The organism is Thermomonas sp., from assembly GCF_035369645.1.
Taxonomy (GTDB): Bacteria; Pseudomonadota; Gammaproteobacteria; order Xanthomonadales; family Xanthomonadaceae; genus Thermomonas.
The window spans coordinates 14,947-27,983 of the sequence record NZ_DAOOUM010000027.1 but is presented as its reverse complement, the minus strand read 5'-3'; the positions used below and the strand labels follow the sequence as shown (position 1 = coordinate 27,983).

Here is a 13,037-nt window from a genome sequence, read left to right as displayed (position 1 = left end):
GTGGCAACGGCCGGTGTGGCAACGGCCGGTGTGGTAGCAACGGCGGCGGTGGTAGTGGCACTTGCAGCGGGGGCAGGGGGATCTTGCGCAGGAACGGCAAATGCCGTCAAAAGCAGGGCAAGGCTTGCGGCAATCGGCAGCGGTCGCATCATCGGGCGGTTCCGGTGGCTGTATCGGGTGTTGTGGGTGGGCTGCCCGAGTCGGCAACCGTTCAGGCGAGTATAACGGCGAAATCTGCGCGCTTCACGTGGCATTGCATTTGTAGTCCCGCCGCGTCGGAATTTTTGCCGTGCTGTTTGCCGCAATTGGTGCCACGGCGTTCGCCATAAGCCTCATCTGCAAGACCGGCATGACGTATGACAGCATGACCTTCGGCGCATGCAATTTCGAATTTGCCTAGTGATATACTTGACTACAACACCAACCAATAACTTGATCCCATGCCTAAGATGCCCACGACCACCGCCCATTGCCCTGGTCCCACGCGCCAGTTTGCCCGTTTCAGTTTGCTGGCCATTGCGCTGGGATTGAGCGCCTGCAAAGGCGGTGGGGCCGCAGGTCCGGGCGGAAAAATGGACGCCAAGCAGGACAAAAGTGCGGAGGCTGTGCCGGTAGAAGTGGCCGTGGCGGGTCAGCGTTCGATCAGTGCCAGCTACAACGGCACCGCCGCATTGGAGGCGCGCGCCGACGCGCAAGTGGTGTCCAAAACCTCCGGCATCGCGCTGAAAGTCCTTGCCGATGTGGGTCAGCATGTGACTGCTGGGCAGACCTTGGTCAGCATCGATCGGGATCGCGCGGTCTTGCAAGAAGCGCAGGCCGATGCGCAGGTACGCAAGCTGGAAGCCAACTATCGCCGCGCCACCCAGTTGGCCGAACAAAAAATGGTCAGCGCCAACGATGTAGACCAATTGCGGTTTGATTTGGATAACGCCCGCGCGCAATGGCGTATGGCCAAGCTGGAGCTGGCATACGGCAATGTGAGCGCACCCATTTCGGGGGTGGTGTCTACCCGCGACATCAAGCCTGGCAATTTTGTGCAGATCAATACGCCGATCTTCACCATCGTGGATACATCGCGGTTGGAGGCCACATTGAACGTGCCCGAGCGCGAAATTGAAGTGCTCAAGCCCGGCCAGCCGGTGCAATTGCTGGTGGATGCGTTGCCGGGCAAGACCTTTGACGGCAAGATCGATCGTGTTTCCCCCGTGGTGGATGCCGGCAGCGGCACCTTCCGTGTGGTCAGTGCATTTGCAGGCGGCGATTTGCTGCAACCTGGCATGTTTGGACGCATCAAAATTCGCTATGACCAGCGCGCCGATGCCTTGGTGATTCCGCGCAATGCCTTGCTGGAAGATGGCAATGCACCGGCAGTGTTTGTGGTGCGCGGCGGCAAGGCGGCACGCGCCACGTTGAAGCTAGGTTACGACGATGGCCCATGGGTGGAAGTGCGCAGTGGCCTGAAGGCCGGCGATCACGTCGTGGTGGCCGGGAAGTCCGCGCTGCGTGAAGGCAGCGCGGTGAAAGTGCTTGAGGGTGCCGGCAACCAGAAGGCGCAGGCAGCCAAATGAGCCCTTCCGACGATCTGCACGACCCGCTACACGCACCGGGCGGTGGTTTCAGCCTGGTGGAATTTGCCACGCGCCGACGCGTCACCATCGCCATGATGACGCTGACCTTGGTGCTGTTTGGCTTGATCGCCTTGGGTGGCCTGAAGGTCAACCTATTGCCGGATTTGAGTTACCCCACCTTGACCGTGCGCACCGACTACCCCGGCGCGGCACCGTCGGAAGTCGAAACTCTGATCTCGCAACCGGCGGAAGAAGCCTTGGGCGTGGTCAAGGGCTTACGTAAATTGAAGTCGGTGTCACGGACCGGCCAAAGCGACGTGGTGCTGGAGTTTGCTTGGGGCACCAATATGGACCAGGCCAGCTTGGACGTGCGCGACAAGATGGAGGCGCTGCAATTTCCGTTGGATGCCAAAGCGCCGGTCTTGCTGCGTTTCAACCCATCCACCCAGCCGATCATGCGGTTGGCGCTATCACCCAAACAAGCCAGCAGTGGTGACGATGAAATCCGGCAGCTGATGGAGCTGCGCCGCTTTGCCGACGAAGACCTCAAGCGCAAGCTAGAACCAGTGGCGGGCGTGGCCGCAGTGAAAGTGGGCGGTGGTCTGGAAGATGAAGTGCAGGTGGATTTGGACCAACGCAAGCTGGCCCAACTGGGGCTGAGCATCGACACCGTGATCCAGCGCTTGCAGCAGGAAAACGTGAACGTCTCCGGTGGCCGCTTGGAAGAGGGGGCGCAGCGCTATCTGGTGCGCACGGTCAACCAATTTGCCAATGTCGATGAAATTCGCAATATGTTGTTGACCACGCGCGCCGCGGCCAGCAGCAATAGTGGCACCCAGCAAGCCATGCGCGTTGCGGCGGCCAGCGGCAATGCCAGCGTAATGGCGGCGTTGTCGCAAGGTGGCAGCAGCAGCGCTGGTGGTGCCGATGCGATTCGGCTGAAAGATGTGGCCGATGTCCGCCAAGGCTACAAAGAACGCGAGGCCATCATCCGCTTGGATGGGCGTGAAACCGTGGAGCTGGCGCTGTACAAAGAAGGCGATGCCAACACCGTGGCCACCGCCGATGCGCTGGAAAAGAAGCTCAAAGAAATCCGTGAAAAATTGCCGCGTGGCGTTGAACTGACCACGATTGAAGACCAGTCGGTGTTCATCCGTAACGCCATTCACAGCGTGAAATTCGACGGTGTGCTGGGTGGCATCTTGTCGATCCTGATCATCTTTTTGTTCCTGCGCGATGGCTGGAGCACGTTCGTTATTTCGTTGTCGCTGCCGGTGTCCATCATCACCACATTTTTTGTGATGGGGCAGTTGGGATTGAGTTTGAACGTGATGTCGCTGGGTGGTTTGGCATTGGCCACCGGCCTGGTGGTGGATGACTCCATCGTGGTGTTGGAATCGATCGCCAAGGCGCGTGAGCGTGGCTTGAATATCCTCGATGCCACGATTGCCGGGACGCGCGAAGTCAGCATGGCCGTAGTGGCCTCCACCTTGACTACGATTGCAGTGTTTTTGCCACTGGTATTTGTGCAGGGTATTGCCGGGCAATTGTTCCGTGACCAAGCCTTGACCGTGGCGATTGCGATTGCGGTATCGCTAGTGGTGGCGATGACCTTGATCCCGATGCTCAGCTCACTGAAGGGGCGTGCGCCGCTGGGTTTCCCCGAAGAAGCCCCACATCCGCGCTGGCAGGCACAAAAGACTTGGCAAAAGCCGGCCATGTATGCCGGGCGTGGCGTGGGCGCGCTGTTCCGCTATGGCTTCTTCAGCGTGGTGTGGGCAATGGTGCGTATTTGGCGCGGCATGGGGGCCATTGTGGGGCCAGTGATGCGCAAGGCCAGCGATATGGCGATGGCGCCCTATGCACGCGCCGAACGTGCTTACCTGCGTATCTTGCCGGCGGCACTGTCGCGGCCTGCGCCTATTTTGCTGGTGGCGGGCGTGGCATTTGCGTTGACGCTGGCGGTGGTGCCACTACTGGGCACCGACCTGATCCCGCAGTTGGCACAAGACCGCTTTGAAATGACCGCGAAGCTGCCCCCCGGCACGCCCCTGGCACAGACCGATGCCTTGGTGCGCCAAGTGCAGGCCGCGCATCACAAAGATGCCGGTGTGCGCGTGTTGTATGGCGTTTCCGGCACTGGCACCCGTTTGGATGCCAGCCCCACCGAAAGTGGTGAAAATATCGGCAAGCTGACCGTGGTGATGGATGGCAACGCGCATGAAGCGCCGTTGACCGAGGGCCTGCGCACGACCATGCGTGAGCATCCGGGTGTGCAGGTCAATTTCAGTCGTCCGGAGTTGTTCAGCCTGTCGCCACCACTGGAAATTGAAGTGGAAGGGCAAGACCTAGATACGATTCGTGATGCCGGCAACAAGCTGGCGCGGATGTTGCGTGCCAATGGCCACTACGCTGACGTGAAATCGACGGTGGAGCAGGGTTTCCCGGAAATCCAGATCCGCTTCGATCAAGACCGTGCTGCGGCACTGGGCTTGACCACGCGACAGATTGCCGATGCCGTGGTCAACAAGATCAAGGGCAACGTGGCCACGCGTTACAGCTTCCGCGACCGTAAAATTGATGTGCTGGTACGTGCTGCAGAAACCGACCGTGCGTCGGTGGATGACATCCGCCACTTGATCGTTAATTCCAACAAAGGCGCGGCAGTTGAACTCGCCGCCGTGGCCGATGTCATTGCCACTACCGGCCCCAGTGAAATCCACCGTGCCGACCATCGCCGGGTGGCGATTGTGTCAGCCAACTTGCGCGGCATTGATCTTGGCAACGCCATCCGTGAGGTGGATAGCATGGTGGCCGCCAATCCACTCGGCGTGGATATCGGCATGCAGATTGGTGGGCAAGGCCAAGAGTTGGATGAGTCGATTCGTTCGCTGTTGTTTGCGTTCGCACTGGCGGTGTTTCTGGTGTATTTGGTGATGGCATCGCAGTTTGAATCGCTGCTACACCCGTTCGTGATTTTGTTCACCATCCCGCTGGCGATGGTGGGTGCGGTGGCTGCACTGTTGCTGACCCGTTCGGTGATTTCAGTGGTGGTGTTTATCGGCTTGATTTTGCTGGTGGGTCTGGTGGTGAAGAACGCAATCATCCTGATCGACAAGGTCAACCAGTTGCGCGAAGACGGCGTAGCCAAGCGCGAAGCACTAGTTGAAGGTGCACGCTCGCGTTTGCGCCCGATCATGATGACCACCTTGTGCGCGGTGTTTGGCTTTTTGCCGCTGGCGCTGGCGTTTGGAGATGGTGCGGAAGTGCGCAGCCCGATGGCGGTGACAGTGATTGGTGGTCTGCTGGTCTCCACCTTGTTGACCTTGGTGGTGATCCCGGTGGTGTATGACTTGCTGGATCGCAAGCCAGACGAGTTCTATGCCGAACGCGGCCGACGTGCGCGCAAGGATGCCGAAGCGCTTTCACAAGTGCTGACGCATGAGCACGATCCACTGAATGGCAGCAAGGTGTAAGCCTGCGATGAACATTACCGAGCTGTCCATTCGCCGTCCTGTCACCACCATCATGTTGTTTATTTCGATGGTGGTGATCGGTCTGATTGCCTCGTTCCGTTTGCCGCTGGAATCCCAGCCCGAGGCCAGTGCGCCGTTCTTCTTCGTGCAATTGCCATATCAAGGTTCTACGCCAGAAGAAGTGGAGCGCAATCTGGTACGGCCAATTGAAGAAGCACTGTCCACCATGTCCGGCATCAAATCGATGAATGCCAATGCCAGCGCTGATAGTGGCGGGGTATTCGTGCAATTTGCCGATTGGGGTCGTGATGTAGCGGTGGCGGCCTCGGAAGCGCGGGAGCACATCGACGCTATCCGTGACCAACTTCCCGATGACTTCAAGCGCTATTTCGTGCGGCGCTGGAGTACTGGTGATCAAGAAGCGATCAGTTTGCGCTTGACCAGCAATGAAAACTTGACTGCGCGCGGTGAGTTGATCGATCAAAGCATCAAGCGCCGGCTGGAACGCCTGCCGGGCGTGGCGCGGATCGAAGTGGAAGGGGTGCCGGTGCAGGAAGTGGTGGTGGCGATCGAACCCGATCGTTTGACTGCCAATGGCGTGGTGCTGAATGAATTGGTCAGCCGCTTGCAGTCGGCCAATTTCTCAGTGTCGGCCGGCGAAATCACCGACAGTGGTCGTCGCTTGCGCGTCCAGCCCAAGGGCGAGATGACCGACCTGGAACAATTGCGACAAATGCCGATCAATGCCCGTGGCGTACGCTTGGGCGACATTGCCGATGTGGGCCTGCAAGCGCAGCGCATGAACTACGTGCGGCAGGTAGAGGGCCGTCCCAGTGTGGGCGTGGATATCTATAAGGAACGATCGGCCAATCTGGTGGATCTTTCCAACGCGGTGCGGGCGGAATTGGAAATTCTCCAGCGGGATCCAGCACTGAAGGGCGTCAGCATCAAGGTCGTCGATGATCAAGGCAAGGAAGTCATCAGCTCACTGCTCGCGCTGGCTGAGGCAGGCGGCATCGGCTTGCTGTTGTCGGTGGCGGTGTTGTATTTCTTTCTGCGGCATTGGCCTTCCACCTTGATGGTGACTTTGGCCATTCCGATCTGCTTCATCATGACGTTGGGCTTCATGTATTTTGCGGGGATCACGCTCAACATCTTGTCGATGATGGGCCTGCTGCTGGCGGTGGGCATGCTGGTGGACAACGCTGTGGTGGTGGTGGAGAGCATCTACCAAGAGCGTGAGAAATACCCGGGCCAGCCGCGCTTGGCGTCGATCATTGGCACCCGGCATGTCGCCATTGCGCTATCGGCCGGCACCTTGTGCCACTGCATCGTGTTCTTGCCGATGATGTTTGGCGAAAAGAACATGCTGACCATTTTCTTGGCGCAATTGGCAGTGACAATTTCGGTGTCGCTGCTGGCGTCGTGGTTGGTGGCCATCAGCCTGATCCCGATGCTGTCGGCGCGCATGCAAACCCCACCTGCGGTGAAGTCGCCATTGATTACCCGCTTGCAGACCCGTTATGCAAAAGTACTACGCTGGACCTTGGAGCATCGTGGCTGGAGTGTGGCCGGCATCGCGCTGATCATCGCGTTGAGCATCATCCCCATCCAGTTGAGTAAAGGTGATTCCGGCAACGGTGATGATCCCACCAAAGTGGGTATTTTCTATCAGTGGAAGGGTTCTTATTCCAAAGAGGAAATGGGCAAAGTGGTAGCTGAGGTTGAGCGTTTCATCAATGCCAATCGCAAGCAATTTGATGTCAAGGAAGTGTATTCGCGCTATGCCGAACAAGGCTGGGCGATGACCCAGGTGGAGCTAGCCACCAAGGATCCTGACAAGGCCAAAAAAATCCAAGACAAAATTCGCGAAAGCTTGCCAAAATCGGCGCGTGCCAATATTGGTATTGGTCGCCAAGGTGGTATGGGGGGTGGTAGTGATCAAAGTATTTCGTTCAGCCTGACGGGTGATTCAACTCAGTCGCTGAAGGCCTTGGCTGATGACGTCATGCCAATTTTGGCCAGAGGAAAATCGCTGCGCGATGTGCGCATCGATACTGGCGATGCCAACAGCGAGCTGGCTGTACATGTGAATCGTGAGCGCGCGGCAGCGTACGGCTTTTCGGCGCAACAGGTGGCGCAGTTCGTGGGCATGGCGCTGCGCGGGGCTAATTTGCGTGAATTTCAGCGCGGAGAAATTGAAGTTCCGGTCAGCGTGCGCTTCAAAGGGGCAGAAAATTACGGCCCATCAGAGTTGCAGTCGTTTACTGTGCGCACGACCGATGGCCGCAGTGTGCCGCTCTTGGCAATGGTGGATGTCGGCATTCAAGCATCTGCCAATACCATCCAGCGGATGAACCGGCAGACCATGCTCAAGGTGCAAGCCAGTCTTGCCCCGGGTGCCAGCATGCCGGATGCCAAGCAAGAAATCGAAACCACGCTCAAGCGTATCGACTTTCCACCAGGCTACGGTTACACCTTCGACGGTGGCGGCTTTGGCATGAACATGGACATGAATAAGCAAATGCTGCGCAATGTCGGCATTGCCTTGATTTTGATGTTCGTGGTGATGGCGGCGGTATTCGAGTCTTTGTTGTTCCCGCTGGCGATCATGAGCTGCGTGGTGTTTTCGATTTTCGGTGTGTATTGGGCACTGTGGCTGACCGGCACCCAGTTCAACATCATGGCGTTCATTGGCATCTTGGTGCTGATGGGGGTGGTGGTGAACAACGGCATCGTGATGATCGAGCACATCAACAATCTGCGCCGGCGTGGCATGAGCCGTACCGATGCCTTGGTGGAAGGTAGCCGCGAACGCCTGCGTCCAATCATGATGACGATGGGCACCGCGATTTTGGCGATGATCCCGATTGCACTGTCGGACACCCAAGTGGCTGGTGAAGGCCCGCCGTACTACCCCATGGCACGTGCAATTGCGGGTGGCTTGGCATTCTCCACCGTAGTGAGCCTGCTATTTCTGCCCACCATCTATGCCATGTTGGATGACCTGCGCAGCGGCACGTCACGGCTGATCGTGCGTGCGCGGATGACGCGGACAGAGCGCAGGGCGGTACCAACATGAGCATGCATCACGACCTGGGCGACGTAGGTGTTGCATCGACACTACGTCGTGATGGGCGTGTCGCCGGTGCGCTGTATTTGGTGGTGGTGCTATCCGGCATGTTCTGTTTGGCGTGGGTGCCATCGCAATTGGGGGTAGGTGCAGCGAGCGCTGCTGCGCAGGTGGATGTCTTTCGCGCGGGCATCGCAGCGTTCTTACTGATGCAGGTCGCGTTTTTATTGTTGCCGCTGGCAATGTATCGCGTGTTGGGCGATAGCAACCGGCATACCGCTGCGGCAATGGTGGCGCTGGCGACTGTCAGTGTGCCGATTGGGCTGGCAGCGCTCGGTCACCGGCTAGATGCCTTGGCGCTGCTTGAAAGCATCGGTCAGCAGTCGGCTGCGTCGGTCGACGCTGCGTTTCAACTCAGTTTGCAGCGCTACGGACACGGCATCTTTATCGCCAAATTATTCTGGGGCTTGTGGCTGCTGCCGTTTGGCTGGTTGGTGCTGCGCTCAGGCCGTTTGCCGCGCGTGCTAGGTCTGTTATTGCTGCTGGGCGGCGTGGGCTATGTGGTGCAGGTCGTTGGCGGTCTGGTGCCGGGCTTTGCCAACTCCGCCCTGTCCAACTACGCCACCATGCCCGCCGCCCTTGGCGAAATAGGTAGCTGTTTATGGCTGCTGTTGTTTGGTGCGCGTGTTGGCGTTGTTCGTACTCATTCGGCCTGAAATTCGATCCGAGGCATCATGCAAACACCATCCACACCCCAAGTGTTGGCAGACCCGCCGTTGCCGCAGCGTCTAAAACTATCGGCAGCGTGGGCCAGCTTGACGCTTTGCTATTTGTACGGCGATTACTTTGGTTTATATAAGCCGGGTAAATTGCAGCACATGCTGGACGGTGCAGGGCCGGTGGGTGCAGTGAGCCAAGGCTCGCTATTGTTTGTAGCGTTATTGCTCATCGTTCCCGGTCTGATGGTGTTTATTTCGTTTGTGATGCAGGCGCGTTTGGCGCGTTGGCTGCACATCGGGCTGTCACTGTTTTATGCCACGTTTGTGGCGATCACCATGCCCGGGGCATGGTGGTTTTACCTCGCCTACAGCACGGTCGAGATCATGTTGTGCATAGCGATTGTTTGGCTAGCGTGGGGATGGCCGCGCGCATCCGCACCTACAACAATGGAGTTGGCGTAACGCAGCCATCATCGGCAGCAATAACAACGCCACCCGTGGGTGGCGTTGTCGTGTCATCCAGTGCAGCGGCCGGGGTTACAGCGCTTCAAAAATCCCCGCTGCGCCCATGCCGGTGCCAATGCACATGGTCACCATGCCGTACTTCTGTTGGCGGCGACGCAGGCCGTGGACGAGGGTGGCGGTGCGCACTGCGCCGGTGGCGCCCAGCGGGTGGCCGAGTGCAATCGCGCCGCCCAGTGGGTTGACCTTGGCCGGATCCAAGCCGCAGTCCTGGATCACGGCCAATGATTGCGCAGCGAAGGCTTCGTTGAGTTCGATCCAATCCAGTTGGTCTTGGCTCAACCCGGCCTGCTTGAGCGCTTTGGGGATGGCCGCAATCGGGCCGATGCCCATCACTTCCGGGCGCACGCCGGCCACGCTGAAGCTCACGAAGCGGGCCAGCGGGGTCAGACCGTAATCCTTGAGCGCCTGTGCCGAAGCCAGCAGCACCGCGCCGGCACCATCGCTCATTTGCGAAGAATTGCCGGCCGTCACGGTGCCGCCAAACTGGCCATTGCGAAATACCGGGCGCAGTTTTGCCAGGCCTTCCACACTGGTGTCGGCGCGTGGGCCTTCATCGTGCTCGGCCACTGTGTTGCGGGTCAGGATGCGCCGGCCATCGGCCAGGTCCGGCTGGTGCGAGACGATTTCGTATGGGCTGATTTCATCCTTGAATTCACCGGCTGCCTGCGCTGCCAAGGCTTTCTGATGCGAGGCTGCGGCGAAGGCGTCTTGCGCCTCGCGGCTCACCTTCCATTCCTCGGCCACTTTCTCGGCGGTGATGCCCATGCCATAGGCAATATTGATGTGGTCGTTGTCGAATACGCTGGGCGCCATTGCAATCTTGTTGCCCATCATCGGCACCATGCTCATCGACTCGGTGCCGCCGGCCAGCATCAAATCGGCATTGCCCAGCCGGATCTGGTCGGCTGCCAATGCCACGGCCTGCAAGCCGGAGGAGCAAAAGCGGTTGATGGTTTGCGCTGCAATGGTATTGGGCAAGCCGGCCAGCAACAGGCCGATGCGTGCCACGTTCATGCCTTGCTCCGCTTCCGGCATGGCGCAGCCGATGATGGCGTCGTCGATGCGATTGACGTCAACGCCGGGAGCCTGCGCGATCACGCTGCGCAGCACATGCGCCAGCATGTCGTCGGGGCGGGTATTGCGAAACATGCCTTTGGGCGCCTTGCCCACCGGGGTGCGGGTGGCGGCGACGATATAGGCGTCTTGGATATGTGTGCTCATGAAGCAACTCCGAAAGCGAAGTGATGTTCCCTCTCCCGGTGGGGAGAGGGTGGCGCGAAGCGCCGGGTGAGAGAGGCGTGGATCAATTTCGCAACGGCTTGCCGGTCTTCAACATGTGGCCGATACGCGCTTGGGTTTTTTCCTGTTGCGCCAGTTCGACAAAATGCCGGCGTTCCAATTGCAGTAACCATTCCTCATCAACCAGCGCACCGCGGTCCAGCTTGCCGCCGCACAGGATCGTGGCAATGCGTTCGGCAATCTCATTGTCGTAAGGGCTGATGAAGCGGCCTTCCAGCATATTGACTAGCAGCATCTTGAAGGTGGCGATGCCCACATCGCCGGCGACTGCAATCCGGTGCGCCGGCAGCGGCGGGCGATAACCGGCTTCGGCCAATGCGCGCGCTTCCGCCTTGGCGATATGCAGCAGCTCGTGCGCATGGAACACGATCTTGTCATCGGCACGCAGCAAGCCCAGTTCCTTGGCATGGAGCGCCGAGGTGGACACCTTGGCCATCGCGATGGTTTCAAACACTTTCTTCAATTCGGCAAACACATCGCCGCCAGTGGCATGTTGCGAGGCGCGCGTGGCCAGCTCTTTCAGTCCGCCACCGGCCGGGAGCAGGCCCACACCGGCTTCCACCAAGCCGATATAACTCTCCAAGTGCGCCACGGTGCGTGCGCTGTGCATCTGGAATTCGCAGCCGCCACCGAGCGCCAAGCCACGCACCGCCGACACCACCGGCACCTGTGCGTACTTGATGCGCTGGCTGGTGCGCTGGAAGTTTTCCACCATCGCGGTGAATGCATCCAGTTGGCCCGCCTGCAACGCGCCCAGTGCGCCGGCCAAGTCCGCACCGGCCGAGAACACCTCACCGTGCTGCCAAATCACCACGCCATCGAACTGCTGTTCGGCCAGCGCAATCGCCTGTTGAATACCATCCAGCACTGCGCCGGAAACGGTGTTCATTTTGGTTTTGAACGAAATGACGCCAATGCCGTCACCGTCGTGCCACAGACGCACGCCGTCGTTCTCGAAGGCGGTGGTTCCCGGCGCAAAACGCTCACCCAGGACCGGGTCCGGGAAGCGCTGGCGCTGATACACGGGTAGGGCCGAGCGCGGCACCATGGCATTGCGTGCCGGGCTGTAGCTGCCTTCGGCACTGTGCACACCCGTGCGGCCATCGGTCACCCATGCCGGCAGTGGCGCTTGGCTCATGCTCTTGCCGGCGGCGATGTCGTCATTGATCCACTGCGCAATCTGCTGCCAGCCGGCGGCCTGCCAGGTTTCAAACGGGCCCAGCTTCCAGCCGTAGCCCCAGCGAATGGCGAAATCCACATCGCGGGCGGTGTCGGCGATATCAGCCAAATGGCAGGCGCTGTAATGGAACAAATCGCGGAAGCAGGCCCACAAAAATTGCGCTTGCGGGTGCGAGGATTCACGCAATTTGGCGAATTTTTCCGCCGGGTTTTTCAGTTTCAGGATTTCCACGACGTCCGGTGCAGCGGCGCGGTCGGCAATCCGGTAGTCCTGTTTTTCCAGATCCAGCACCACGATGTCTTTGCCGACTTTGCGGAAGATGCCGGCCCCGGTTTTCTGCCCCAGCGCGCCCTTGCCGATCAATGCTTGCAACCACGCTGGCGATGCGAAATAGGCATGCCACGGATCGGCGGGCAGGGTATCGGCCATGGTCTTGATGACGTGCGCCATGGTGTCAAGCCCCACCACGTCGGAGGTGCGATACGTGGCCGACTTCGGTCGGCCCAGCAGCGGGCCGGTCAGTGCATCCACTTCATCAAACCCCAGCCCAAAGGCATGGGTGTGATGGATCACCGACAAAATCGAGAACACGCCGATGCGGTTGCCGATGAAGTTGGGAGTGTCTTTGGCAATCACCACGCCCTTGCCCAGCGCGGTGGTGAGGAAGGTTTCCAACCCTTGCAGCACGGCCGGGTCGGTGGTGTTGGCCGGGATCAGTTCGGCCAAATGCATATAGCGCGGCGGATTGAAGAAATGCACGCCGCAGAACCGATGGCGCAATTCTTCCGGCAACACCGACGCCAGCGCATTGATGCCAAGGCCCGAGGTGTTGGAGGCCAATACCGTATGCGCCGGCACGAACGGTGCAATCTTGCGATACAGGTCTTGCTTCCAATCCATGCGCTCGGCGATGGCTTCGATGATCAAGTCGCAGGTCTTGAGCTGCTCCAGACCGGTTTCGTAATTGGCTGGCGTAATCGCCTCGGCCAAGCCTTTACCGGCCAGCGGTGCAGGCGACAGCTTGGCCAGATTGGCAATGGCCTTTTGCACGACGCCATTGGGGTCGCCGTCTTTGGCCGGCAAGTCGAACAGCACCGTATCCACACCGGCATTGGTCAGGTGCGCGGCAATTTGCGCACCCATCACACCCGCACCCAAGACCGCAGCGCGGCGTACAAGCATTTTCTGAGACATGAG

Annotated in this window: 7 protein-coding genes and 1 pseudogene; 6 read left to right on the top strand and 2 right to left on the bottom strand. The window is 59.4% G+C overall.

The annotated features are described in order from the left end of the window. Positions 1-449: 449 nt before the first annotated feature. The 6 genes and pseudogenes from PK789_RS06785 (at position 450) to PK789_RS06765 (ending at position 9,298) form a co-directional block, all read left to right on the top strand. Positions 450-1,568 (top strand): efflux RND transporter periplasmic adaptor subunit, encoded by a 1,119-nt coding sequence (locus tag PK789_RS06785; RefSeq protein WP_324307942.1) that lies wholly within the window; start codon positions 450-452, stop codon positions 1,566-1,568. Next, a pseudogene (locus PK789_RS11675) lies at positions 1,565-3,238 on the top strand (efflux RND transporter permease subunit); the annotation flags it as partial. The gene PK789_RS06785 and the pseudogene PK789_RS11675, both read left to right, overlap by 4 nt. Before the next feature lie 48 nt (positions 3,239-3,286). Next, positions 3,287-5,044, top strand: a complete 1,758-nt coding sequence (locus PK789_RS11670; RefSeq protein ID WP_503011916.1) for an efflux RND transporter permease subunit — start codon at positions 3,287-3,289, stop codon at positions 5,042-5,044. Positions 5,045-5,051: 7 nt separating this feature from the next. Then, complete coding sequence (locus tag PK789_RS06775; RefSeq protein WP_324307927.1) at positions 5,052-8,126, top strand: efflux RND transporter permease subunit; 3,075 nt, start codon at positions 5,052-5,054, stop codon at positions 8,124-8,126. 2 nt (positions 8,127-8,128) lie between these two features. Beyond that, a complete protein-coding gene (locus tag PK789_RS06770; protein WP_324307925.1) occupies positions 8,129-8,833 on the top strand; it encodes a DUF4386 domain-containing protein in 705 nt (234 codons plus the stop codon). Between the two features lie 18 nt (positions 8,834-8,851). Beyond that, on the top strand, positions 8,852-9,298 hold the full coding sequence (locus PK789_RS06765; RefSeq protein ID WP_324307924.1) for a DUF6326 family protein: 447 nt from the start codon (positions 8,852-8,854) through the stop codon (positions 9,296-9,298). A 75-nt stretch (positions 9,299-9,373) separates the two neighbouring features. On the opposite strand, the gene PK789_RS06760 is transcribed toward PK789_RS06765, so the two are convergent. Both PK789_RS06760 and PK789_RS06755 read right to left on the bottom strand, forming a co-directional pair. Beyond that, positions 9,374-10,582 (bottom strand): acetyl-CoA C-acyltransferase, encoded by a 1,209-nt coding sequence (locus PK789_RS06760; protein WP_324307922.1) that lies wholly within the window; start codon positions 10,580-10,582, stop codon positions 9,374-9,376. Between the two features lie 82 nt (positions 10,583-10,664). Continuing rightward, positions 10,665-13,034: a 3-hydroxyacyl-CoA dehydrogenase/enoyl-CoA hydratase family protein gene (locus PK789_RS06755; RefSeq protein WP_324307920.1), complete on the bottom strand. Its 2,370-nt coding sequence runs from the start codon at positions 13,032-13,034 to the stop codon at positions 10,665-10,667. Positions 13,035-13,037: the final 3 nt, after the last annotated feature.

What these genes read in the sequence shown, in the direction of transcription:
- PK789_RS06785 (WP_324307942.1), top strand. Translation starts at nt 450, where the DNA reads ATGCCCACGACCACCGCCCATTGCCCTGGTCCCACGCGCCAGTTTGCC.
- PK789_RS11670 (WP_503011916.1), top strand. Translation starts at nt 3,287, where the DNA reads ATGTATGCCGGGCGTGGCGTGGGCGCGCTGTTCCGCTATGGCTTCTTC.
- PK789_RS06775 (WP_324307927.1), top strand. Translation starts at nt 5,052, where the DNA reads ATGAACATTACCGAGCTGTCCATTCGCCGTCCTGTCACCACCATCATG.
- PK789_RS06770 (WP_324307925.1), top strand. Translation starts at nt 8,129, where the DNA reads ATGCATCACGACCTGGGCGACGTAGGTGTTGCATCGACACTACGTCGT.
- PK789_RS06765 (WP_324307924.1), top strand. Translation starts at nt 8,852, where the DNA reads ATGCAAACACCATCCACACCCCAAGTGTTGGCAGACCCGCCGTTGCCG.
- PK789_RS06760 (WP_324307922.1), bottom strand. Translation starts at nt 10,582, where the DNA reads ATGAGCACACATATCCAAGACGCCTATATCGTCGCCGCCACCCGCACC.
- PK789_RS06755 (WP_324307920.1), bottom strand. Translation starts at nt 13,034, where the DNA reads ATGTCTCAGAAAATGCTTGTACGCCGCGCTGCGGTCTTGGGTGCGGGT.